The 24996-nt window shown below is 42.2% G+C and carries 25 protein-coding genes and 1 pseudogene; 14 read left to right on the top strand and 12 right to left on the bottom strand.

Features of this window, described 5'->3' with window-relative positions:
• The 3 genes from VF06_RS33130 to VF06_RS33115 all read right to left on the bottom strand — a co-directional run.
• The coding region (locus VF06_RS33130) for a hypothetical protein (RefSeq protein ID WP_218964544.1) at positions 1-481 on the bottom strand (481 nt) is incomplete at its 3' end.
• 396 nt (positions 482-877) lie between these two features.
• A complete protein-coding gene (locus tag VF06_RS33125) occupies positions 878-1129 on the bottom strand; it encodes a hypothetical protein (RefSeq protein WP_099070345.1) in 252 nt (83 codons plus the stop codon).
• 211 nt (positions 1130-1340) lie between these two features.
• Complete coding sequence (locus tag VF06_RS33115) at positions 1341-1550, bottom strand: helix-turn-helix domain-containing protein (RefSeq protein ID WP_099070343.1); 210 nt, start codon at positions 1548-1550, stop codon at positions 1341-1343.
• Between the two features lie 257 nt (positions 1551-1807).
• On the opposite strand from VF06_RS33115, the gene VF06_RS33110 reads away from it, so the two are divergent.
• The 6 genes from VF06_RS33110 (at position 1808) to VF06_RS33075 (ending at position 7105) form a co-directional block, all read left to right on the top strand.
• Positions 1808-2380: a hypothetical protein gene (locus tag VF06_RS33110; protein WP_099070342.1), complete on the top strand. Its 573-nt coding sequence runs from the start codon at positions 1808-1810 to the stop codon at positions 2378-2380.
• 589 nt (positions 2381-2969) lie between these two features.
• Entirely contained in the window at positions 2970-3482 is a 513-nt protein-coding gene (locus tag VF06_RS33100) for a hypothetical protein (protein WP_143861810.1), read from the top strand.
• Between the two features lie 12 nt (positions 3483-3494).
• Positions 3495-4124: a hypothetical protein gene (locus VF06_RS33095; RefSeq protein ID WP_099070340.1), complete on the top strand. Its 630-nt coding sequence runs from the start codon at positions 3495-3497 to the stop codon at positions 4122-4124.
• A gap of 248 nt (positions 4125-4372) precedes the next feature.
• The gene (locus VF06_RS33085) at positions 4373-5026 is read left to right on the top strand and encodes a hypothetical protein (protein WP_099073059.1); all 654 of its coding nucleotides are present in this window, start codon (positions 4373-4375) and stop codon (positions 5024-5026) included.
• 64 nt (positions 5027-5090) lie between these two features.
• Positions 5091-5660 (top strand): hypothetical protein, encoded by a 570-nt coding sequence (locus VF06_RS33080; protein ID WP_099070337.1) that lies wholly within the window; start codon positions 5091-5093, stop codon positions 5658-5660.
• The gene (locus tag VF06_RS33075) at positions 5657-7105 is read left to right on the top strand and encodes a hypothetical protein (protein WP_099070336.1); all 1449 of its coding nucleotides are present in this window, start codon (positions 5657-5659) and stop codon (positions 7103-7105) included. The genes VF06_RS33080 and VF06_RS33075 overlap by 4 nt, the downstream gene beginning before the upstream one ends.
• Before the next feature lie 3 nt (positions 7106-7108).
• Here the strand turns inward: VF06_RS33075 and VF06_RS39820 are convergent, their stop codons facing one another.
• A complete protein-coding gene (locus VF06_RS39820) occupies positions 7109-7363 on the bottom strand; it encodes a hypothetical protein (RefSeq protein WP_143861809.1) in 255 nt (84 codons plus the stop codon).
• A gap of 612 nt (positions 7364-7975) precedes the next feature.
• Here VF06_RS39820 and VF06_RS33070 point away from each other — a divergent pair.
• Together VF06_RS33070 and VF06_RS33065 are read left to right on the top strand one after the other, a co-directional pair.
• Positions 7976-10033 carry a DNA/RNA non-specific endonuclease gene (locus VF06_RS33070; protein WP_099070335.1) on the top strand — a complete coding sequence of 686 codons (2058 nt, stop codon included), beginning with the start codon at positions 7976-7978 and terminating at the stop codon, positions 10031-10033.
• Between the two features lie 366 nt (positions 10034-10399).
• Entirely contained in the window at positions 10400-11035 is a 636-nt protein-coding gene (locus VF06_RS33065; RefSeq protein ID WP_244918200.1) for a tyrosine-type recombinase/integrase, read from the top strand.
• 212 nt (positions 11036-11247) lie between these two features.
• On the opposite strand, the gene VF06_RS33060 is transcribed toward VF06_RS33065, so the two are convergent.
• The gene (locus VF06_RS33060) at positions 11248-11541 is read right to left on the bottom strand and encodes a hypothetical protein (protein ID WP_099070334.1); all 294 of its coding nucleotides are present in this window, start codon (positions 11539-11541) and stop codon (positions 11248-11250) included.
• A 213-nt stretch (positions 11542-11754) separates the two neighbouring features.
• On the opposite strand from VF06_RS33060, the gene VF06_RS33055 reads away from it, so the two are divergent.
• Positions 11755-12627, top strand: a complete 873-nt coding sequence (locus VF06_RS33055) for a bilin-binding protein (protein WP_099070333.1) — start codon at positions 11755-11757, stop codon at positions 12625-12627.
• 3 nt (positions 12628-12630) lie between these two features.
• On the opposite strand, the gene VF06_RS33050 is transcribed toward VF06_RS33055, so the two are convergent.
• Together VF06_RS33050 and VF06_RS33045 are read right to left on the bottom strand one after the other, a co-directional pair.
• Positions 12631-12828 carry a hypothetical protein gene (locus tag VF06_RS33050; RefSeq protein ID WP_099070332.1) on the bottom strand — a complete coding sequence of 66 codons (198 nt, stop codon included), beginning with the start codon at positions 12826-12828 and terminating at the stop codon, positions 12631-12633.
• A gap of 585 nt (positions 12829-13413) precedes the next feature.
• Positions 13414-13755, bottom strand: coding sequence for a hypothetical protein (locus tag VF06_RS33045; RefSeq protein WP_099070331.1), 342 nt, complete (start codon positions 13753-13755; stop codon positions 13414-13416).
• 283 nt (positions 13756-14038) lie between these two features.
• Between VF06_RS33045 and VF06_RS33040 the strand changes: the two genes are divergently transcribed.
• Complete coding sequence (locus tag VF06_RS33040; RefSeq protein WP_099073060.1) at positions 14039-16393, top strand: tetratricopeptide repeat protein; 2355 nt, start codon at positions 14039-14041, stop codon at positions 16391-16393.
• A 69-nt stretch (positions 16394-16462) separates the two neighbouring features.
• On the opposite strand, the gene VF06_RS33035 is transcribed toward VF06_RS33040, so the two are convergent.
• From VF06_RS33035 to VF06_RS33020, 4 genes are all read right to left on the bottom strand, one after another.
• Positions 16463-16660 carry a hypothetical protein gene (locus VF06_RS33035; protein WP_099070363.1) on the bottom strand — a complete coding sequence of 66 codons (198 nt, stop codon included), beginning with the start codon at positions 16658-16660 and terminating at the stop codon, positions 16463-16465.
• A 152-nt stretch (positions 16661-16812) separates the two neighbouring features.
• Positions 16813-17025, bottom strand: a complete 213-nt coding sequence (locus VF06_RS33030) for a hypothetical protein (protein ID WP_099070362.1) — start codon at positions 17023-17025, stop codon at positions 16813-16815.
• A gap of 10 nt (positions 17026-17035) precedes the next feature.
• A complete protein-coding gene (locus tag VF06_RS33025) occupies positions 17036-18190 on the bottom strand; it encodes a hypothetical protein (RefSeq protein ID WP_143861813.1) in 1155 nt (384 codons plus the stop codon).
• Between the two features lie 92 nt (positions 18191-18282).
• Positions 18283-19974 (bottom strand): hypothetical protein, encoded by a 1692-nt coding sequence (locus VF06_RS33020; RefSeq protein WP_099070360.1) that lies wholly within the window; start codon positions 19972-19974, stop codon positions 18283-18285.
• An 815-nt stretch (positions 19975-20789) separates the two neighbouring features.
• Between VF06_RS33020 and VF06_RS33015 the strand changes: the two genes are divergently transcribed.
• Entirely contained in the window at positions 20790-21047 is a 258-nt protein-coding gene (locus VF06_RS33015; protein ID WP_099070359.1) for a helix-turn-helix domain-containing protein, read from the top strand.
• A 72-nt stretch (positions 21048-21119) separates the two neighbouring features.
• Here VF06_RS33015 and VF06_RS33010 read toward each other — a convergent pair.
• Positions 21120-21457: pseudogene (locus VF06_RS33010) on the bottom strand (ISNCY family transposase); the annotation flags it as partial.
• Between the two features lie 346 nt (positions 21458-21803).
• Here VF06_RS33010 and VF06_RS33005 point away from each other — a divergent pair.
• From VF06_RS33005 to VF06_RS32995, 3 genes are all read left to right on the top strand, one after another.
• A complete protein-coding gene (locus VF06_RS33005) occupies positions 21804-22685 on the top strand; it encodes a hypothetical protein (protein WP_143861812.1) in 882 nt (293 codons plus the stop codon).
• A gap of 402 nt (positions 22686-23087) precedes the next feature.
• Positions 23088-23840, top strand: a complete 753-nt coding sequence (locus tag VF06_RS33000) for a ParA family protein (protein ID WP_099070357.1) — start codon at positions 23088-23090, stop codon at positions 23838-23840.
• Entirely contained in the window at positions 23840-24799 is a 960-nt protein-coding gene (locus VF06_RS32995) for a ParB/RepB/Spo0J family partition protein (RefSeq protein ID WP_099070356.1), read from the top strand. The genes VF06_RS33000 and VF06_RS32995 overlap by 1 nt, the downstream gene beginning before the upstream one ends.
• The last annotated feature ends 197 nt before the right edge of the window (positions 24800-24996 follow it).

Raw genomic sequence — 24996 nt, 5'->3', positions numbered from 1 at the left:
GTCTACCAGACCTAACCCCTAGCTCTGGTAGACCTAACCGTACATCATTTGTATCATTAACATCCTCTATAACTTCTTCATCGCGGATAGGTCTGTCTGAGCTACCCGTACTATCTGGCGTGTTTGGTGGTATAGGGTTAGACCAATTACGACGGGGTGCAACACGGTAAAGGCAGGTTGTACCTGGTCGCTTTTCCTTGATAATCAAGCCGTATTCGGTGAGAACTTTTAGCGAACGCTTGACTTGTGCCTCTGACATTCGGCAGCCTTCCGCCATGTGTTTGTTGCTCTCGAATGACTCACCCCTGCCAGCGCGTCTAACAATGCGGCTGTAAATGCGGAATGAGTAGGGGTCTAACCCAAAGTCGTCTAAATCTTTGTGAATAAAGATAATGTTGAAATCATCTCTGTCATCTTGCGCTGTATATCCTGCGCTCTTGTCGGCGACATCTGCCCGCCCATTCGTTGCTCTGGTTGTCATTGTAGTGTCTCAGAAATTTTTTGTAATTTCTGGACAACTCCACTTGTTGAACCGCCGTCATATAGGATAAGATTTCTATTAGCGAAAGCGGAACAACTTAAGTCGGTGAAACTTATGGAGTTGTCCGTGTCTCAAATGAAAAGCGCCTAGTTTTCCAGACCGGGGCGCTTTTCTGTTTTTAACATTTACGCCCTACAGCTGGTGGCAAAGGCTCTCCATTGCTCCGATGCATTGCGCTGCGGTTCATCCGGTTTATTGACATACCCTCGTTACTCGTAACACTCATCTTTTGCATACTATATACTTATTATTTTTTGTATCAAATTAATCTAATATTATAGGAATAAAACACAGTGTTTTATCCTGCTGCTTCACTTACCGTAACGTTACGGTGACTTAAGCCACTGTTTTTATGCTGTTAATACCGTGGCTCATCCACTGCGCCAACAACCACTGGCTAGCAGGCTTGTCTAGTGCTGGTAGGACGCGAAAGTTAAAAACTTGCTCCCAAACTTCTTCCCCATGTTGAGAAACAAAAGCTTGCTCTAGCTCTTGAAAGTAAGCGTAGTCTTTGTTACCAATAGCTGCAAACATACTTAGTATGTCATTTACGGGTATCTGAGTAGCTGTTAATTGTGCTTCTGTCATTGTTTTTTGTCCCTAAATATACAAATATATCTCAGTAAGCCCCGCTTAGTGTCGATGATTTCGATTAAATCCTTGTCCTTCATCCTAGCGAGAGAAAAGCAAGCAAGCTCTGACGCTGCGGCTGACCAATCCCTAGTTTCTTTTTGCCAGTCCCAATCCTCCCCCGATCGTCTTTCAGGTTCGTTATCTTCGGTCATTACTCGTCTTTCCTCTAATTTTCGTACCACTCCAATAACTCACAGGGTTGGACTTTATAACAGTCACAGATTTTGTTAAGCGCTATCCCATTGGGTATTTGCTCAGGATTGTCGCACAGCGCGTACACTGTGGTTTTTGATAGTCCCGTCTCTTTCATAAATTGATAACGTGTGATTTTGAGCTTTTCTTCAATAAACCTCCTCACAGTGTTACGAACTGGCATGGCAACCTGTCTGGTATTATCAGACTTTTATTTAACACTATGCCAGTTAAGCTTGCAATTGTCGGCTAGCTTTCTATGGTCAGCTACCTTGACATTATAAGATGTCCTGTACTAATATCATAGTGCCTGGGTTATCGATGCGTCAATAACTCAGGCAAACACGATTATTTAGCTACGAACACAGGTTATCTGCATTGCGTCGGCTCTATATCTGCGGTCGCGGTAATTCTGCGTGGGAGCATCACGAGCGAGGATTCATGCATATCAATTTACAGAATTTAGAAGCGATTAACGAACTACCAAACAAGGGAGCAACAATGCTGACATCTAATCAGATTAGGCGTTTACAAGTTACAGATCGCTGGCTTAGAGAAATTCGAGCTTCGGAGGAATTTAGGCAACTGGAATACTCTCCAGACGTGACACTCGGCGATGCAATACAAGCAGTAGGCGAACTACTTGACGAACATGATCATTGTGATTACAAGCCCTCAAATTTTACTAATGACCAGTGGTATTCATATCTAGAACAAAAGCCAGTAATGCACATTCCCCGTGTGGTGACTCTGCGTGAAAAGATTAACTCATTCATACTTGATGCAGCGTCAGAAATAGCAATTCTAAGCTTGTTAACAACAGGTTTTATGGTTGTTGGTACTATCTTTTGTCACGGCATTGACCGGCTTGAAGAAAGCAGAGGCGACCAATATCAGCCCACATGGATTTACAACGCCAAAATTTTTGAAGGAAGCGCCATCGCATCTATTGCGGTCTTCCTGGGTGCAAGCTTGACAGGCGCGTGTGCGGCTGGAGACAAGAATGATGATTGATAAAGAACTTGTTGGATGCGTCACGCTGTTGACCCAGAGCAAAACTTATTGGATCGATGGAACGCTGTACAGATATTTAACAAGCAGCGATAGTATCAAACACACACAGTATTATTTCCGTCCTTTACCCCGTTAATCTAAAACTGCCGACTTAAAACTCAATCGGGACAAAGTATTACGCAAAGTCTAGGAGATTCCAAGTTTGTACAACCAGCACGGGGCAACGATGACAACCACAGCGATACAACTGGAGTTTTTTTAAGGCTTGGTAACATCTACTACGGGAGCAAAGCGCCCAAAACCAGATCGGTGAGCGTGTCAGCTAGCCTAAAAGGGCGTGTATATGCGGGATAACAGAAAAGTGTCAGTATGTCGTCAAAGCTGACAAGCCTTGTTATTACGTGGTTATAGCCTCTGCAAACGAGCCTTTGACATTTGTCTAAAGTCCAAGATCCAAGGTTATTGATAGTGCCTAGCTAATTTGGCGTATCAGGATAACTGTTTCTAGCTAATAAGGCAAGTCAAATAACCTCAAATTAAGGATAGTCAGTCAATTCTATACACACTTAAGTAATAAAACAGAGTGAATGTGGCAACAAAAAAATATGTAGCTAAGTATCGCTTCCTCAAAGAGACTTACGAACGCATCACAGGAAAAGGCATTTCAGATATCACTTGGTATCGCATAGTTGCGTCCTTAAAACAGTATTTTTCGCTCTCTATTGAATCAGCAAATGCTCAAAGCGTTGTTGAAACCTATGCAGGTATGAAGTGCAAGTGTCCAGCCTTTTCTTTTAGAACTTCTGATTTTAACGAGCGCTGGCAAGCCTTTAAACACTTCTATGATGCCCAAGAAGTTCAATACACAGGTCAACAATTCCTAGTAGCGCTGGCAGAGTATCTAAGAATCAACCTTGACGACGTACCACGCAGCACTCGGTACTACTGGTTTAGTCAAGCTGAACTATCTTTCAGTGCCCTAGATGTCTACCACAGCAAAGATTTAGCCCTTGTTGCGTTTGTTGCTGCTAAATGGGCAATTAACAAGCGATCGCAACCGATAAAATCCGCAACTATCGAAGTCCTAGCACTAGCCAAATAAGGAATAAGCATCATGCCTGACAAGTTTACTAACAATGTCCGCGCTCGTTTGTACAAACAGGGTTATCAAGGATTTACCAAGGACGATTACAAATCAGCGGCGCTAGCTGTCGAGTGCGATGACCTTGACAATCCCACCAAAGAACAATTGAGCCAAGCCGTTGACTATCTCAAAGCCAAAGTGACAAGCCAATTATCTGTAGCTGATGAACCCGTTGAAGAAAAATTTCTCACCCAAGTAGAGGCCGAAACTGAACTTGAAACAGGGAAGCTCGCGGTGGCCCCTCAAGATGTAGGCGAGATGATCGTGAATAAAGCTGCTGTTTTAGGTGTAATCCTGTCAGAGCAACAAATCAATGACATAGCCGATAGCGTTGACACCTCAGCCAGCACTTTTGACGAAATTCTAGAACAAGTAGAAACAGCACTACTCGCTTATGCTGACTTAAGAGCTAATCAAGTTGACGCAAAGATTGACCGGACGTTGAGCAGGGTACAAGAGCGAGTAGTTAATCGTCATGAGCAAAGCAGAGACAAGCTATCCCTTGGGTTAACGGGCATTAGTGCGGCTTTAGAGTCTAGCCGTAATCAAACTAAAAGCCAACTTTCAGGCATCAAGGCAAGGCTCAACGCGGCTCAATAGTGATGAATTGACACTGCTTGAGTGCTTGCTGATTCGCTCTTGTAGGATGAATTACTTCTCAAGAATTGCTGTTAGTTTGGGTGCGCTTGCTGCTGTTATTTTACCCTTGCACTACTGGGTATATCTGCCACTCGTGGAGCATTTAAGCTATCAGCAATATCTCAAACGTAAGTCAGCTATTGAGCAATATGTGAGGCGAATGGAGTATCACTGCACTCAAATTTTTACCCCATCAAAGGAATATCGCTGTGAAAAGTTCAATCAAGCTAAAGAATCTGGTAACTTCCAAATCACGCCACCTAGAGCGCCAATTAAAAAATAAATTCAATGCATCTACTAACTTAGTAGTCAGAGCGTTAACAGGTGATAAAACAGCCCTAAAGCTGATAGGACAAATGGGTAATGACGGGGCGAAAATTAGTGAATTTGCCCCACAGGTTAGAGAGCAAATGTTAGCTGCTATCAAGGGGACTGAGGACTTAAATATAGTCCTAAGCGACATCTACAAACAAGCTGGTGTAAGCGGCGAGAAGATTGAAAGAGCAGTGCAGTCAGCAATTTTAGCTGACACTCATCTAGCGAATATCTTAGAAGAAATGAAGCTTGATTTCGCTTCATCCCAGGATAAAGAAACGCTACGCCATCAACAAGCGACAGACCATATCAAGCTGAAATCATGGGTAGAGAAGCACATGATGCAAGTTGATGGCGAATATAAGATGTTGCAGACAGAATTGCAGACAGACATTAGACAACAAACAATTGACCTACAACATGATAAAGAACTGGGCAAGTATTACTTAGAAATGGGTGATAACGCTCGTGATGATTTCAAACCGAAAAAACAATATGCTGGGCGTTCGATTGTCCAAAAAATCAAAGATGCCCTAATAGGTTTCTGACAGTTTAAGCCCGACAGCCACCGCATAAAGTTACTGTCGGGCTAGTAAATATCTTGGTGTTAACATGACATACGATATTGAGTCCGACCAAGAAGAATCAGTAAGCGAAATCGCTCCTGATACCCCGTTACCAAAAGACTTGATAGAACACTTAGAGTCACGCAAGCAGCACCGTAAAGATGTTATCAATACAACTGATAAATTGACGAGATTCTTTGTTGGTTGGTCGTTAAATTCTACAGGATTCTTTATAGCTAAATATTTATTAATAACTGGCGGTGGCGTTAATCTCTGTTTAGCAATCTCGCTCTCATTTTCTATATGCAGTGTTGGCTCTTTGGCTGGGTTAACGGGCTTGAGAGTTAATTACAACAGCGATGGACTAGAGGTAGATAATATGCAAAATCTTTTTAAAACTGCTGGTGGTTTGGTGTTTGCAGGTATCACAACTTGGTTAGCAGTCAAAGACTATCAATATTTTGAGAATTTGACTAAAGAAACAGTCAGCCAAATTAACCAAGACATCCAAACTATTGAAAAACAGAATCCACAATCAGACCCTTGGTTAAGTATTGCAGTCGCGTTGGCTTTATTTATTGGTTCCATTGCAATTATTTTTAGGGGACGAGAATGAAACAAGGTGTTTTCGAGTTAACGCTGGCTGGTGTGTGTGGTGTGGCCGCAATCATCGGGCTGGCAACATCGCAAACACGACAGCCATACAACCTGACACAGATTCAATTCTGCCCAAGGTCAATTAATGGTGTAGAAAGTCAAGTAGCACTGGATAAACGTTTTTGTAATCAACCGCGTTTTGTCCTAACTGAAGAATGGCTTCGCTACGGGCTGTATGGCAGCATCATTCCCTACAAAGGAGATGCAATTCAATGGGTGCGTGATTTGCCCACAGACAACCCTAATCAGTTGCTTGGATATGGGGTTGCAGTTATGGGGCTATGGGGTATTGTGGGTTGCTTGCTCGTGCGTTGCTCCCGCCTCAAACGCACGGATTATGAATTGGGCGAACTGGAAAAGACTGGCGACTATGCAATTTGGCAGCATAATAAGCACAAACGAGAAGTTAAGCAGCATTCGACCCAGCTTTACACTGAACGCCTGAAAGATGGGCTGTCAGGACTGGATACAGAAGAACGCAAAGCACTGGGACTGACTGATGAGGAGAACGAACGCGCTAAGGCTCGAATTCAGCTAGAGGACTTTATGAAAGCCCGTGCTGTTAATCATTCCGTCATGGATAAAACCATTGCTGAGAATCTTCGAGACAAAGCCAAAGCAGATCAGGAACGCGGCAAGATTGAGGGTAAAACCAAAAGCGCGATCGCAAATGACAATCATCCTTTGACTGACCAGCGCCTCATCAGTGATTTAATCGAAGCACTCAAGAATCATGAGGATGGCTGGCTGTGGAAGGTCATCGACAATCAAAAACCCGTTTGGGTATTAGGAGAAGCTGGAAGCGGTAAATCAACTTTAGCAGCTTCGATTGTCATGCTCAGACAATATCTGTTTGATATGCCCTTGTATCAGCTAATAGACGCACACGCCGGGGAGAACCTTAGAAACGCATGGAAATATTTAAGCCCTCAGTTGATAGCTAAAACAGAATCAGAGATAGGACAAGCTTTTGATGATGCGCGTGAGCGTTGGCTAGACAGAATTAATAATCAACCTGATAAGCAACCGCAACAGTTATTAGTTGACGAATTTACTAACTATTCTGAGTCAGATATCACCAAAGAGCCTGCCAAAAAGTTTGTTAAAGCATCTCTTAGCGACCCTAGAAAGGCTGAAGAAAGATTAGTTTGTATAGCCCATTTCTTTACTAATACTGCTGTTGGTGGCAGTGATGGAACAGCCAAAGGTAGAGCTAGAGGTACTATTCAAATTGACCGCAAAACAGCTGATGGTAAAACACCTTTGAAAGTTGCAATAGTTAACGGTTTAAACAATTCTGATGGCGATGCAGAAGTAGATAAAAAGGTAAGAATTCCCCTTTGGTTGACTCCTCTTAGTATTCACAAGCATTTCAACGGCCAGCCAATTGATTTTGATAATTAATTGTTAGAGAATTATTTTTTTTAGCTGTCGAGAACTGGGAGTAGAGCGGGTGGCGCAGCGGAGTGTGGGGGGCGGGCTGCTGAGTTTTGACCACTCCACGAGTAAATTGTTGCCCGTCCCCCACACCACCCGCTCTAAGCGAAGCGTCTCCCAGTTCGTCGGCGCATCAGGAGATGATGAGGTTGAACTAATTTTGATATCACAGTTGGTATCAAAGACAGCAATCAGATAAAAAGTAACAAACGCAAGTGATGTCAAAGTTCAAAGTGCTTTATTGCAAGCGTTTTAAGTGCCAGTGTTGCTCACTCCTGTTGCCCAGTCGTGGCTATTTCAATAAAAAAGCACAATATTAGCAGTAGCTTTAACATCCTGCTGAAGTGTTGACCAATCCTGTAAAACTCGTATGTTCCAAGAAACAACTATAGTTTAGGGCAAACGCGTTCGTGTACTAGTCACAGGTATCACCCAGCACACTGTCACCCAATGCTAGCAGAAGTGGATATCGTTTTTCTGAGTAGTTAAACGCAGTTATGCGGTAAAATGTCGGCACTAGAGGTATTAAACCCTACACTGGGGTTAAACAAATAGTTAAGCTGCTTTAGCTCTGAGTGAGGGTGGTACTTCCAGGTTATCTGCTAAGTGTCTAATGTTGGTTTTTCGTTTGTGTACGCTCACACCTGTTAGAAAGAAAGTACCCTTGAAGGTACTGTCAAAACCCAACTGAGTTGCTTAGGGTTCATAGATATATTCCCAATCAATAGTCTTCGTATTTAAGGTTTGATTTTTGCGTAGATGATATAAAGCTATACACAGGTTTAGCTTTGCCATAGTTACGTCCAGTTTCTGCAAATTATGGAGTCTTAAAAACTTATGCCTCTTAAGACAGTGACCTACGGTGAGGACTTCCTTGACAAACTCAAATCCTTGCGGAACCAAGAGGTTTCGGCAAGCCAGGAAGCTCCTCTGTCCAATATAGAAAGGCGTGACCGCACAACAGACCCTCTAACGGTTTTGGCTAGGCGAGTTGAAAACATTGCAGCGAGTGGTTCTGGAGTGTCCTCCTTCGATCTGGAGCGTGTTCTTGGGCGTAACGATCTGCTGCCGATTAACTTCCTGCAAAGGGGGACGCTGGCTGCCCGCGCAGTTTGCCGGATTTGGGTCGGAGATATATTTGGCTCAAATGGAAGTTGGGGAACTGGCTTGCTCGTATCTCCCCGACTGCTAATCACAAATCATCATGTCATTGAATCTGTTGATGCGGCAATGCGAGCATCAGCCCAGTTTGGCTATGAGATGGACATTAGCGGTAGAATTCGAGAAGGAAAAGCTTTTGAGCTGACTCCTACTGAAGCATTCATCACGGACTCTGAGCTTGATTTTACCCTAGTTGCCGTTGCTGAAAAGTCGGACGACGGAGAAGCTAGCCTTGCAGATTATGGGTTTTTGCGTCTCGATCCTACCCTTCACAAGGTAGAACCATTAGAATTTGTTACCATTATCCAACACCCAGATGGTCAACCCAAGCAAATTGCTATTCGAGAAAACAAGGTTCTCAAGATTGGTGATAACCAGGATGCCCTTACAGACAATTTTCTCTGGTATGCCAGCGACACGGCTCCTGGGTCTTCCGGGTCTCCGGCTTTGAATGATAACTGGCAGGTAGTTGCCATTCATCACAAGAGTGTAGTAGAAACTCGCATCCATGAGGGAGTTGAAGAAATTCAACTGACCAACGGCGAGTGGGTATCCAAGTCAGAAGCAGAAAAGCTTAGTGAAAATCAAATTAAATGGATCGCCAATGAGGGTATACGGACAAGTAAAATTATCGCTCAAGTAAACAAAATTCAAGCTCAACAGGATGGTTCCGCCTCCCAGTTGATTCAAGCTTTCCTTGAAGATGCCAAGGGCATCCGAATATTTCCAGGTACGACTCCTCGCGAAAGCATAGTCACCTCGACAATAAGTACTCCTGAGCTATCGGGGGATCGGCTCAACTTTGAGAAGAAGACAAAGCCCTCTAAGCCTAGCACTAAACCAAGGCGCGGAAGTATTCGTCCACTGAGTTATTATGATGGTCGCAAAGGTTATGACCCTGATTTTCTTGGGGTTACAATTTCCCTACCAGAATTAACATCGACGGCCCTTGCCTTTGGTTCAGTCGCACAAGTAGAGGGGACGCAAGACAATATCCTCCGCTACACACATTTCTCAATCGTCATGTGTGAAACCCGTCGCTTAGCCTTCTACACTGCTGTCAATATTAACGGGAAGCAGTGGGTTGGACTGGAACGAAAGAACGACGAATGGTTTTTTGATCCCCGCATTCGGGAGAATCTGCAAGTAGGAAACGATTTTTACGGCAATGAACCAGGAGGGAACTTTTTTGACCGAGGTCATTTGGTTCGCAGACAAGACCCAATTTGGGGAGAAGAAAGCACAGCAAGGATAGCCAACAGCGACACGTTCCATTTCACAAATTGCTCTCCTCAGTACTTTGAGTTCAACCAATCTGAGCAGCTGTGGCAAGGGCTGGAAAACTTCATCCTCACCAACACAGATCAAGATGATCTTCTTGCAAGTGTTTTCACTGGCCCCATCTTCCAACAAACTGATGTAGTTCACCGAGGCATTCAAGTTCCCCAATTTTTTTGGAAGGTTATTTTGGTAACGGACGGAGTGGGCAAACTCTATTCCAGCGCCTACGTTGTTAGTCAGGAGAAATTTGTCAATAATATTCCCTTTGAGCGTCGGCCTGTTGGTGAATTCAATAACTTCCAGGTGTCTATCGCTAACCTAGAGACCAGAATCGGCTTAAAGTTCTCTGATGAAGTCCGTAGGGCTGATGTCTACACCGATTCTTCTAAAGCAAGGGGATTGCGCGGCTTTGCTGACATTCAACACCCTCGCCGCAAAAAGTTACCAAACTAGCATAAGTCTCGGTAGGTGGATGCCTAAGTCAGAGGGATGACTTCCTGGCTTAGGCATCTAGTATTTCTCTTCAAATTGGGGATAGATATAACTCCCGCTGACACCCTAAACAAACTAAACAGCTTAGTTATTTTCATCAGTGGCATCAAGCCCCGCCGTAATCCTTGATAGCAGCAACTGGGATATAGAACCCAGTATAGACAGTTAGGCAAGCCGCTCATCACTATATATAAGCCAAAATTATCAATCGCCTTCTGTAGAGAATTTTTCGGTGCTGGAAAGATAAGTAATACTTAACTGAGGTCAGTTATAGGGTGCTGCTTCACGAAGTGGTGGGGATTTGGGAGAATGTGTAGTGTCCAGAAAATGACGCGTAAAGAGGACAGTACACCCAAACAAATGACAACCACCCCGCCAGGACGTAAACCTAACAAGCATTACAGGTCTAGAGAATACCTTACACCAAGTGAAGTGCGATCGCTGCTCGATGCTGCACTAAATCGCCCTGCCCGTTATGCTCACCGTGACTATACACTGATGCTAATGATGTTTCGCCACGGTCTGAGGGTGGGGGAAGCTGTAGGGGCTAAGTGCGGCTTAAGGTGGGATGCAGTTATGTGGGGCGAACGTCAGATTTTCATCACCAGGGAAAAGGGTAGTGACTCTGGGGTGCATCCCTTGAGAGATGATGAATTGGTTTTGCTCAAAGAACTTAGAGAGATGTTGCCCCAGGGCAAATACATTTTCGTTTCCGAGCGCGGTGAGGTGATGTCCACTGATGCGGTACGAAAGCTGATGGGGCGGCTGGCAGTTATTGCGGGGCTTGATATCAAAGTTCACTGTCACATGATGCGCCATGCCTGCGGTTATTATCTGGTGAATCAGGGTTACAGCACTAGAGAGATTCAGGACTTTTTAGGGCATCGTGATATCAAACACACGGAGAAATACACCAAGCTGAATGCTCGACGCTTCCTTAATTTTGATTGGGGTGATTTGTGATCATAATCCAAAGTACTATCAATTAAATCAATCTGAGTAGTGTGCTTACGGATTTGTTTTAATTTTAATGTCTAATAGTACTTAAAATTAACTTATTTGCACTTTTAATACTATCGCACCTCAGTTAAGTGAGTAGTCTGGTAGTAGGGAGAGCCGTAAAAAACAGTTATTGAACGGGCTATGTTAGGCTGCTCCCTACTACTAGTAAACTTCTAATCTTGACGAACAGAAGGCTTTATTGGCGTTGTCGATGAACTCATTGGTGAAGTGGTTTTAGAGTCTTGTCCAGCACTGCAATTAGCAATCTGTGTTTGATTTTGTGTTTGAATTTGAGATTGTTTTTGTTTATTAGCAATCTCAAAGCCACACCAGAAAGATAAACCAATACTAACCATTACTGCAAATTGTTTCAATGTCTTCGAGGAAACACCAATCTTTACTTTTAACGATATGCTTTCGTCATCTGAATTGAGATTATTAGCTAATCCGGTTGAAGAGTTTGGCATTTTTTTATCCTTTTTTTCTTGTCTTTACAACCAGATTAGATTTTTCAATAAGTAAAAGCGATCCCAGTAAATGGAAGATAATTAGGTAACTAACAAGTTACCTTTTTTGCCCTTTTTGTCTCACTTGATGTGGTTAAGTTCCCTTTTCTGTCCTTTTAGGAGACAATAGAGGGTGATATTACTGACGTTTAAAGCTACATTGCATCTCATACCATGATCCGAGAGCGCAAGCCACGTGGTGTTCGTCCTACAGCACGTGGATATGAACTACTACAAAACGCTAGAGCCAATAAGCTGGATAGTAACGGTAAGCGTTTCACCTACAAACGCATTGCAGAAGAAGCTACTGTAGATGTAAAAACAGTTCAGCGATTTTTCAACAGTCAAGCTGTTGATATAGCTTCCGCAACTGCAATTATGAGCGTTTTTGATTTGAAAATATTTGATATAATTCCACCTCATGAATCTATTATTGAAAATTCGATACAAGATTCTGAAGAATCAAAACAAATTTTTTTAGATCAAATTAAAGCTAAAGAAGAAGAAATCAAATGGCTTCGAGAAAAAGGAACTTTATATGAATTGGATATAAAAAGGCTTGAAGCTGAAAAATCAGAATTAGAAATATGTGTACAACGCTTAGATGAATCCCTCAAAATATTTAAAGGAATTACCATAGAGTTTGAGGAACGTATAAAAGCCAGCCGCGAAGGAGCTACTTGGCTAAATGAGCGCCGCCAAAAAGCTTTAGCACGAGAAGCCGTTGAATACCTACTTTTGGAATATTCTGAGATAAAGCAATATGGCGAAGATTTAAATTCATCTTCTCAGCTTCAGCAGTTTGTTAAAGATATTAGAAAGTATTTATACTTAATTCATCATTGCTTATACATGGGTAGTTACAATTTACTGCACAAAGCAATGATTGAATCAAGAATACCTTTTACTCTACAACCTAGAGCTTACATAACAGCATTCCAGTTTATTAAAAATCAGAAAATTTCTTCAGAAATGCCAAGCATAGTACTCAAGGAACTAAATTTCTACCTGGACTATTTAATTAAATTAATCGAACCACTATGTTAAAAATCAATATTTTAAGTATGATGAATCATCATCTTCATCATCTAAATTGTCTAAGTTATCTAAAACAAATTGATCGTAAATGTTGTTTGTCTGTTCTAAATAAGCAATTACTGGTAGTAAAGTACGTCCAAGAAGAATTGGATCTTTTTCTACTAGGCTTTTCAATTCCTGCATTAAATGATTGTAAGGAGGGATGTGCATTAGTGTTCCTCTAAGGTTGTAATTTTTTACGTTTTCTGAAAGATGCAGCCCTGATAACAACAAGACACTAACCTGATGCGTTATGAGGTGTGATGTATTAATACCAGCTAATTACTTTTGGTTTTTTCTGTGTCTCTATCACTACCGTATCGTTCAGTAAAAAGCCTAGATTACGGTTTGCCAACTACTGATGAGTACGGTTATCCTCATCCGTCAAAAGAGACACTATGGTAATCATTTCTAGAAAGAGGTGGTTAGTTTAACCTAGCATTCTGTAGACAGGTTATAAAACAAGTATTTTTAGTCATTCCTGACGATGGGAATGAGTTGGGATGACTGGCTTTGAATAAGAGAACAACCAGCACCTTTTGGTGCGATACCATCCAACCTCAAGCCGCCCAGTCTCTACACAAAAATTCTGCTTGTTGCAGCAGCCTCACGGCCGCCTTCTCCAGCTTGTCAGCTGGATAACGCCTTGTTTGCATACTTATCACCAGTGATCGCTCTTGGGCGGGAAGCCAGAATATCATGGCATCCCTGTGATGAAGGATGAACTCATGAGAGGGCTACCCGTTCCAAGCTGCTCTATGCAGTAAGATTGCAAGCAGGACGGTATCTTTGTGTAAGGTCACTCTCTACTAACAAACGTTGAGCCTTAGTAGATCCGGGCAGATGACATACACCTACATAAACGTTTAATGAATTTCCTGCTTGGTTAATCCAGCATTGAGAGGCATGATGGTTCCAAGGGAAACCTCGCTCAGCAAAGTTCTCAGTTTCACCAAAGTAAATGATTTGATACTTATTTAATTGAGTCAGAGGATAAGGCTTGCACATTATGGCATATATGCCTGCAAGTCTAGGCGGGTTCCAAGTATTTAAACTCCACGGGCCCTCAAATTCGTAGTTACCCCAAATGATGGTCATAATAGTCTTGAATTTCTAATGACAGGGCAATCGTGTACTGCCCTTTTTTTTTATATCACTATAATGCATGATTAGCAAGCGTTATAATGCTATAAAAATAGGAAGAGAGACGCAAAACCAGGAAAAATGGGAATTTTATGACATTTCACTTAGCGTTGGTAGCTACTAAGATGTGAGCTAAAATACTCAGGATATAGCACCATAATGCTAGTAAAATTAATTAATAGGTTGAACCAATCACAAATTACAGCACCCAAATGCTGTAACTCATAGGAAGCAGCAAATGGATCAAGAATTTCTGGAGAAGCGCCTGAAGAAGCTGAACTGGACACCATACAGGCTAGCCAAGGAAATTTGTGTTTTAAGATCTGAGGGTGGTAAGGTTCCTCCCGTAACTCAATACCAAAGCGCTGTTAACAAAGCTGTGGCAGAGCCGAGAAAGTCAAAGTTGGAAACTATAGAAGAATTGGTTCAAGCTCTTGGTGGAACTTTGACAATCTCATGGGATGACGAACCAGAGGTTACAAAAATAAAGTTGCAAAGTGATATTGCACTAGCACTTCAAGAACAAGCCCGTGCTAAGAACATAACATTAGAAGAATTAGTAAACCATTTACTACAGCAGAATTCATTTGGTTTTAAGAAAGAAGAACCTTATATACCTGCAAGCAGTCTCAAGGGGTTACTTCGGTCATTAATTCCAGAATTACTCAAAGAGGCAGCAAACTCGACACTTGGAGGCCAATTAAATGATTTAAATACATCAATTCAGCAGCTTACTCAGTATTTAAATCAATTAGAAGTATCGCCAAATAAGAGACAGAAAGCTGAATGCTCATCTTCAGGAAAGGTTCACTTATCTAGTTCATTTCCTAGCTATGACTTCAAAAATTCAGCGGTCAATATTATAGAACAGCTTGAAAAAAGTCTATCAATAGATACTAAAGAACATCCTTATCTTCCAGAGATGATTTTGCAAGGAAAAGAATATGGAAATATAGGAATAGATTTAGATAACACGTTAGAAAGCATTGAAAATTCTTTCGTCGCGGCTAGTTTTAATCATCAAAAAGCTCAAGAATTAATGAAATTAGGGCTAGATTTTATAAAAACAAAAGAGTTTAAAAAAGGTATTAAAAATCTTTATGAAGCTATTAAAATTTATCCTGAATTTGCACAAGCTTATGGAACTATTGGATTAGTTAATTTATATTATTTAAAGGATTTTCAGGTAGCAATAGATAATTTTTCTCAAACTATAAAACTTGGTTATAAACAGGGGAAAGCTCATTTTTTTCGTGGTATTGCTTACTTAAATGTTGAACTTTTTCAAGAAGCAATCAAGGATTTTACTGAAGCTATACGTTTTAAATATGATGAAGAATTATGTTATTTGGAACGAGGTAAGTGTTATCTCAGAATTGAGGAATTTCAAAAAGCAATTAATGATTTTTCTAACTTTATTATTCTTAATCCAGACGAAGCCATCGGTTATTATTTCAAAGGATATACTTACTTTCTAATTGAAGAATTTTCTAAAGCTATCGAACTTTATTCTGAAGCCATTAATCAAGATGACACGGATAGTTCATTTTATACTTCTAGAGCAGCAGCATATTTTAAATTAAAAAACTTTCAAAAAGTAATTGAAGATTCTTCTAAAGCTATATCAATCGATTCAAAATCAGACATAGCTTTTAGTCTTAGAGGAATTGCGTATACCGAAACTGGAGACTTGCAGAAAGCAATCGAAGATTTTTCTCAAAATATCACTTTAGTTCCAGATTACTATGGTGCATACTTGTATCGGGGTAGAGCTTACTTAAAAAATTTTCAAATTCAAAAAGCTATCAAGGACTTTTCTGAAGCTATTAAACTTAAATCAGATAGTGAAAAGCTTTACATGATGCGAGGAGAAGCTTTTTTTGAACAAGAGAAATATCAAGAAGCTATTGAAGATTTTGATAAGGTCATTAATCTTAACCCAGAATGGAATCTTGCTTATGTAGTCTATAATTTTTTAGGGATTGCCCATGCCGAGCTTGGAAATTTTCAGCAAGCTGTTAAACACTTCTCTCAGGTTATTGATATCGACCCTGAGACTCCTGGTATTTATTACAACAGAGGATTAGTATTCTTGAATACTGAGGATTTTCGGAAGGCTGTCGAAGATTTCTCTAAAGCTATTGATTTAGATCCCAAAAATATAGAGTTTTTGCACAACCGTGGTCTTGCTTACCTTAACTTAAAAAATTTTAAAAAAGCTATTAAAGATTTCTCCAAAGCTATTAATTTTAGTCCAAAACCAAAACACCAACTATACGTTTATCGGGCTTTTGCTTATATAGAACTTGGTAATTTTCAAGAAGCTATCGAAGATTTTTCAGCGGCGCTCCAGACTAATCCAGAAGATGATACAGTACACTTCGGTAGGGGATTGGCTTTTTATTATTTAGAAAATTACATAGAGGCTATTGCAAATTTTACCCAAGCTATTGAGTTCAATCCTGATTCTGCTCAAGCTTACCATTATAGAAGTCTCTCTTACAAAAAATTAGGCAACATGATACAAGCATTTGATGATATGGAGAAAGCTTCTTCCATTAACTTAATTTCAGAAAAATTAGAATTTCAATAGTGGCAAGCTGATTCAGCTTTTTCAAACGGATGCTAAGTCAATGTGGCGTAGTTTTTTATAATGAAAAAATCATATTCCCGTAAATAGGTATTGAGCCGAGATGCGACCAAAAACCTGCAAGATGACCTGAAAAGGCTTGATTTTACGTTGTAAATAACGGCTTTTTTGACTCGAAAGTAACAAGTTATCAAAACCAGACAGAGCAAGGGTTTCCAGACCATCTTGCAGAAAATTACTCAAATCTCGGCTCCATACCGGTTTGAGCATTTATAATTGCAGGTCACAACAAGTACAAGTATTACGTAAGCTCAAATCTTTAATCTGTCATTGAGGCTTTTATTTGTAATACCTATGTTTATAGGTTGTAACACTGTCGCCAACAGTGTCCAGTCGGTGTGTAACGGGATTGTTAAATTTTATCAACTATTACTACCAAAAATCTTAATGTAGAGTTCTTTTAAACGATTCTCCCGCATTTCTGCAGATATCGATTCTTCAGGCGACCTACTCAAGGATGGATCGACACTGAAACGAGCCGCCAGCAGACGCTCATATTCGTCGATGTCTTCAGGTGCTGCTTGAGGGTTATTGCACAATGCTGCCTCTTTCTGCTCAGGTTTCAAAGGCTCCATTTGTTTGCTCCTAACGAGATATTTTAGCGAATAGGCGATCAAGCAAGAATTGTTTAGTTATGCTGTCGTGAAGACAAGTCTCCGACCCGCCTGAGGCGAGATAGTAGTTGTCCATCACAGCAGGGGCGTACAAATTAAGCAACTCACAATGATAGGACTGCCATCCTGCAGGATAACCTAGGCCTCCTCTGGATGTATCTGAAATTATGCCAGTGCCGCTGTATGTCGCAAAAAATTCAGGTATTGGGCGTCCTCTTTTGTTGTTAAATGCTTGCTCGCTGTCAACATATAGGTCGACAAGCGCACCGTTCGTATAACTTGAGAGTGCGTGCCCGAATTCATGTAACGGCGTAAGCGACCTAGCACTCGTGTGCATCGCCACCGTACCAGGTATAAGATTGTAAAATCTGTGCGATTGTGTTACCCCATCAATCGTAAAGTTGAATCCAGGTCCAGCATCATTGTCCGAAGTAAACCAAGTTGAGGCTCGGTTGTGAGAAGTGGATTGTGATATAGCGTAGACGACATCCGCCTGGAGTCCGAGATTGGAGATAAACGGAATGAAGATTTGACGGCGGGCAACAAGAAGGTTGCTCACGGAGTCCTGAGCGACCAGAGCGTTCTTATCTTCCGCATTCAGTCCAACCTGAAATACAGAAAGTATCCGAATCTTTGGACCAATCGTTGGATGATCTAGCAGATTCTCCTTTTGCGACGGCAAGCTTCCAAACAGCGAATCGCATGCGTAGCTAACACAAGTGTCGAATGCTACTTGGTCAGATGTAACGGGGTCAACCTCGAATGTGCCGGAATTCCATGGGGTTTCCAAAGCTGGATTTGCAAGGAAGAGGATAGTAAAAGGGTCGGCTTTGGTCGTGTCTCCCTCACGGATTATCCGAGTCACAGGGCTAGGTGAATCTCTATATGGTTTATCCCTAGTTGCTTCATTGTACTCAGGTGTGTTTTCAGCTGAAACCCAGCGAGAGCGTCGTTCTTCAGACCTATGTGTGGTTTCCACTTTGACACCTCCATTAAACAGGACTTTTACAATCTGCGGGAGCCGGGCATAAGCCGCCACTGCATAGCATTCCGGCGGCGGCTTAACCGAAGATACTGTTGGCAAATGTAATACATATTTGTATTTTAAAGTATTACGTAAGCTCAAACCTTCAATCTGTCGTTGCGGCTTTTAGTTGTAACACTTTTGTTTATGTGTTTGTAACACTTTCGTCAACAGTATCTTCGCTATATCTACGCCTAATTGTCTAAACTGACAACCTCGAGCATAAGGCCGTCCTGTGAGGGGATTAGCTCGGGTGCTAGTTTGTTACTGGCTACCCGATCCTCCGCACTGACTGTCTTCTTCATCGGAATATCGGGAATCGGGGCTTGAACGGGCTGGCTAGGGATAGGAGTTCTACGGGAACCCCCATTATCTGTTCGGGCGCTTATGAATTCGCCCTGTTCCTGTTCAGAGAGACTTGCACGCGTCGTGTAGGGTAAGGCATAGGGGTTTCGTCGCTGCGGAACGGCAAACCTTGTCGCTGGAGGTTGTGCGGGCGGACCGCCTGTTGGCGGGCAGAAGGGGACGATGGTGCTTAACCAAGCAACTATCTGTATTCCGGGGACAATGATCGTCGTACCGTCAAACGACGAATTGAATGTCCGCGTTGAAGAACTGTTGCTGTAGCTACCTGAGAGCGAAAAGGGACCCCAGCCGACGCTCGCACTGGCTGATGTGGACTGCGAGGCATTGTGAATATCAGTACTGCCCCATGTTGCGCTAATTTGAATATCCCTTGCAACAATAAAGCTGGTAGGTAGAAGTGAGAAGACGCCGGGGTTGTTGCTGTCATTCCCGTTTGAATAGCTGCCTGGGGAACGGCCGGCCGTGCTCCATCCACGTAGTGACAAAAGCGAGGCATCAAGCCAACGACGTCGGATCTCAACCCGACCGAAGCGGAAGGATGCCTTCAAACCTGTCGTATCCTCGCTCAAATCGTATTGCTGGGATTGATGGGAGCCGCCCCCTCCAACGCGCCAGAGACCGAAGTTTACGCCACCAGAAGCACCGTAGCTTTCAAAGCGCGAATTCTCCGTAATACGTACCCTCTGGGAATCGATGGTTACTTGGGTAAAGTTATCTGCGGCTGAAGGAGCGAACCAGTTAGCCGGAAAAGGCTCGCAGAGATGCCAAAAGATATTGGGATCAGCGAGGCTCCCCTTCCTGGTCGTCTCATAAGTTTGCCGGGCCCGCGTAAAGATAGCTGCTAAGCTCGATTGCTGATACTGACCAAGAGTCGCTACTGCATTCTCAATAACACCAGGTCGAGCTGTCTGAAGATCATTGTAAGCTTCGTCAACAGGACCTCTTAAAGTTGGAGCAAGAATCGCCCACCTCCTGGCATCATTAGGGTTTGATAAGTCATATTGGAGGTAGTTTGTTAGGTAGCTGACAAGAACATCCGTATAGCGCTTATACTTGTTTCGATAGTTGATATAGAACGGTGACGGTCCTTTGACTGTGACCGGCCGTCCCTGCTCGTCAAAGTCGGACACGTCCGCATAGAGAAGATTGAAAGCCCTTTCGTATGCTGCTTGGCCTTCTGGGTCCGGCGGCGGGGGTGCAACATTGGCGCGTACTATCTCGCCGTACAGATTGTCGATGCTGGCACCGCTGGCGAAATAAGCAGGGCTCAAAACAGGTACACTATCTACCAGAGTTGAGAAGTTCTCCGTGGGCCAGACAGAGCCTTGTGGGTTAGTTGGGGACCACGCATTAGCAAATTGCGTTTCGTCTATAGGGTTGCCTGGTATGGATAGTGACATGTAGGTATTCGCCCTCGGTAAGGCCGGCCTACCACCGCCGACCCCCGCAGGGGTCGTCGTCAATGCGTCGAACATCGCGTCATAAACTGCTTGCATCATTGTTTTTTGGTCAATAGCCATAGCTTTATCCGCCTTATTTATCTTTTTTACATAAGTTGCGATAAGTGCGGTGGTCCATCTGACAAACTACCACCCCTTCGGAATACGACACGCGGGCAATAATAACAGCCGTCATTGCGGTTCAGCCGGGATAGCTGCAAAATGGGACACGTTGTAAAATTTTGTAACGGAGATCAATCAAAACCCCTGATATACAGTTGTTTCAATACCAAACTTTACTTGACTCTTCCAGTCGAAACATTCCCAAAAATGATTGTTTATGGGCAAGCTTGAGGCACTCAAAGGGGTGAAGAGTTGATTTTATCGTGCAAAATTTTGATTGCTCCATCATCATTTATGGGCAAGTTAGTAAATCGATAAAACACGCTCTGCAATATTAATTTACAACGTGTCCTATTTTGCGGGTATCCGATACTGTTGGACAAAGTGTTACAAACACATAAACAAAAGTGTTACAACTAAAAGCCGCAACGACAGATTGAAGGTTTGAGCTTACGTAATACTTTAAAATACAAATATGTATTACATTTGCCAACAGTATCGGATACCCGGCTGAACCCCTTTTTGGTTTTGAATCTATCGTGAATACAATTACTTAAATATTCACTTTTAACTATTTACTTTAGAGAAACTTTCTGCGCTTACATCTTACTTTAGACAGGTAGCAATATTTCTCAGGTATGAACCAATACGGTTCAGTCAAGGCTAAAACTCTTTGTCAAAGTCAAATTTTTTAACGAACCGCTAAGAACGCCAAGGACGCAGAGAGAAGAAAGAGAAGGAAGAAATGCTTAACTGAACTGTAGCCTCCCTTCATGGGAGGTTCAATTTACTCACTCAGGTATCAAGCTTTTCTCAAGCGACTACGCCAAGCTCGGGAAGAAGCTAATTTGACACAGGTAGAAGTGGCTAAAAAGCTGAACCAGCCGCAATCTTTCATTTCGCGTTGTGAATCGGGCGAAAGACGAGTAGATATAGTTGAACTTACAGATTTTGCCGTGATTTACAAAAAACCTCTCGATTTTTTTGTTGATTTTCACTTTGATACTGAAAACTCCTCTGAAACTCCGTAACAAAAGTCCTGAATTCTAAGGGGCCCTTGCTCCCGTTGTCTTGGCAGATTTTTTCTAGTGTGGCAAAACTTACTAGAGAAGACGACTCTCTAGATTAGCTAAGTAAGCCTTGGGGTCTCGGCGAAATCGATACTGTTCAATTCTGGCAATGCGTGGTGTTTTTGCAATTGAGAGCGTAATTCAAGCCAAGTATGAATATCAACTTGAGCTAAATCAGATGCGGTAAAAGAATGAAGTTTAGTAGCGATGCCTTCGGCAACGGCAAAGCCGAACGCACAAGCAAGTTTGACAGAACCACGAATAACGAGGGATAAGGGGGCAACCTTACGACCAGTACAACGACGTTGATGATGACGTAGCATACCAAAAGCGTGTTCTAAGTCATTATTAGTTCTGGGAAAATCTTCAATTTGGCATTGAGCCGAGATATGACCAAAAACCTGCAAGATGACCTGAAAAGGCTTGGTTTTACGTTGTAAATAACGGCTTTTTTGACTCGAAAGTAACAAATTATCAAAACTAGACAGGACAAGGGTTTCCAGACCATCTTGCAGAAAATTACTCAAATCTCGGCTCAATACCGACTTCGCCTCACTTTATCCGCAACGCGGTCAGCCAGCACATTCATGACCGTAGGATCAACTTTTCAGCCTTGTCAGTCTGATATTTTATAAGTTACCTTAGCCTAATACACATGTTCTAGATTTAGTTGCTCTCGATATGCCTCCAGAGAAACTGCCAACTGTCTTCATGTATATGCCTGAACAATGGGACTATGTTGATCGATTTGTTAAGTGGCACGGGCCACCTTTCCCAGCAAAGCCAATGTTATCAAATGGTTTGCAAGCTATTAGTGGGCATCGTAATAAGCTTGAGACTGTTGCTAGGAGAGCTACTCAACTGTTTCCTGAACTCATAGAGGAGCGTAGCCAGCTTGACAAACAAGGTTACTCAAACATGGCTAAAGCTCATGAGTTTACGGCACTACTAGAGACTTTGGTATGTGAACTTTATGCTTGCCTTGATGGTTTACGTAGCACTATCTACGGAATTTATGAAGGTATACAAGGTATACAGAGGAAATCTCCCGAGCGACTTTTCAAGTGTGCAGCGGAGGGCAAGTACGGCAATGGTTTCCCGCCTGAAATTTGTACTCTATTAAAACTTGCTTACGAAGATTGGTTTTTAAATCTTCGGCGTATACGCACTGAGTTAACGCATGGCAGGGTAGGTACTTGCTCAGTAGAAAAAGATGGAAAAATTTCGTACATGCACGTTGGGCTTGGTACGGGAACAAAGGCATTTATTATTGATGACATTATCGAATGGATAAATACTCACATAGAACATGTCAATAGTTTGCTAAATGCAATTTGCAAGTTTTGGCTTGAGCAACTTGAGCCACGAGAAGTTGTGGAGATGTGTGGAATCCATAGAGGAAGATTTATGGGCAGAGCTATCATAGTCACTGAACCTGTAACTCAGGATTCAGGACTTTGCATCTTCCGTCATATGTACGAAGAAGAACCTGAATTAGCCTGCCCTCTACGATTCACTTGTGCAGCTTATGAAAGGGTAAGTAATAGATCTCGTGAAATTTGCGAACGCTTAACTTCAAACTCAGTAAAAACTGCCTAAAAATTTGGGTAGAGCGAACGGAGTAAAGCCGAAAACATGGATGCAGAAATTATTTACAGCAGATTAAAAAGATGAGATTCAACAGAATATGGATGCTTTGGAGGGGTTGCTCTTATGAAGACAGAAGGTAAAGAGTATGATTGACCACGATCGCCTCTTTAAAGAATTACTATCTACTTTTTTTGTTGAGTTTCTCGATTTATTTCTGCCTCAAGTAGCCAGCCAAATAGACCGCGATTCTATTCAATCTTAAGAAAATTAATGCTTTGATTGTCCGATTTTTACCTTAATTGAATTTATTAATTATTGATAACAACTATCTAATTGGGAGTAAGCAAGCGATAATTTAACTCATTTAGGTTATGCTGGCAATCAAACTAGATGCAGAGTACCAGTAATTAAATGAGTCGGGTCATCGCATTCTTCAATCAAGCAGGAGGGGTTGGTAAAACGACCCTGACCATGAACCTGGGCTATCAAGTACTTTTACGGGGTCACAAAGTTCTTCTCATTGACCTCGACCCCCAGGCTTCCCTAACTTCTTTTATGGGTCTTGACCCAGAAAAATTAGACAAAACTCCTTTTGATGCGCTTATAAATGAAGAACCACTATTCATCCAGTCAAAACAGCATGGTATGGATATAGCTCCTACTAATATCAACCTCAGCGTCGCTGAAATTCAACTTGTTAACATGGATTTTCGTGAAGTCCGGTTGAAAGAGGCTATTGAGCCAATTCGCAATGACTATGATTTTATCCTCATCGACTGCCCACCCAGTTTAGGGCTGTTAAGTTATAGCAGCCTTGTCGCTGCCAGTCACCTGCTCATTCCTATTGAAACCCACTACAAAGCTTTTCAGGGAACAAATCTACTGTTGCAAACTATAGCCCAAGTTAAAAAAAGAGGAAACCGCAACTTAAAAATAGCTGGGTTCATTCCTTCTCGCTATGCCGCTTCTAACTCCCAAGACCAACGTACCCTCAAAGCTATTTCAGAACAATTCTCAGACATTGCCCCCGTTTACGATCCAATTCCCAGGGCTACAGCTTTTGTAGATGCTTCTGAACAACAAGTACCCTTAGCTGTCTACGAACCCAAGCACCCAGTTCTCAAAGTATTAAACAAAATAGTAGAAAAAATGGAGCAATTATAATGGTTCGACCCCGCAAAACAGAGCAACCCTACAAAGCCAAGGCTGACATCAGTGTGTTGATGGGTGAGGAATTGCCCTCAACGGAGCCTTCTATGTTACCAATTGACTCTATCTCTCTACCTGAGAGTCAACCTCGTCGTTACTTCGACCCAGTTAAGACCGAGCAGCTAATTCAATCTATCAAAATTCATGGCATTTTAGAGAACTTACTTGTTCGTCCCCTCCCTAACCAAGAAAATCAGTACGAGTTGGTAGCAGGGGAAAGACGCTACCGAGCAGCTATCGCGGCTGGACTCAAGGAAGTTCCTGTTACTATTCGTGAACTCACATCTGAACAAGCATTGCAACTTGCTCTGGTAGAAAACCTGCTACGCGAAGACCTCAATCCAGTAGAAGAGACAGAAGGCATACTGCAACTGCTGGCTATCCGGCTTTCTCTGCCAATAACCGATGTCCCTAATCTACTTTACCGGATGCAACATGAAGCCAAAGGAAAAGTTGCCCAAAACGTTTTGGGCAATGAACAAGGACAGGCAATAATGGCAGTTTTTGAGGAATTAGGAAAGCTTAGTTGGGAATCTTTTGTCTCTAGTCGTCTGCCACTGCTGAAGTTGCCAGTAGAGATTTTATCAGCACTCCGAGCCGGGAGAATTGCTTACACAAAAGCTCAACTGATTGCTAGACTTAAAGACCAACAACAGAGACAATTATTGTTAGAAGAAGCGGTAGCCGCCGATTTGTCTGTTACTGAAATTCGAGAACGAGTTAAAGCACTGCAACCTCCAATAGAAAAAGAGTCGCCACAAGCCACAATTCAAACCGTTACCCGTCGCATTACTCAGTCAAAAGTTTGGGAAAATCCCAAAAAATGGAAACAAGTGCAGACACTATTGAAAAAGCTGGAAGCCTTAGTTACAGATGAAAATAATTTTGAACAGACAAATTATAAGTCAGAGTGAACGGCATCTTTAGTGAGCATTAACCTAACGAATTTGATAGTTATGTTTTGTTTTCAACTTGGAACTTAGCTCCAAGAAAAATTGCCCAAAACGTTTTGGGCAATAACCAAGGGCAGTAATAATAGCTGTTTTTAAATTGCGGAAACTTAAAAAACTAGTGTTCTAGCGAACAGCCTGCTTCTGCTAAACCTTGAATA

Source organism: Nostoc linckia z4 (assembly GCF_002608075.1).
GTDB lineage: Bacteria > Cyanobacteriota > Cyanobacteriia > Cyanobacteriales > Nostocaceae > Nostoc > Nostoc linckia.
The sequence above is the reverse complement of the archived record's forward strand: the minus strand, read 5'-3'. Positions and strand labels throughout refer to the sequence as shown.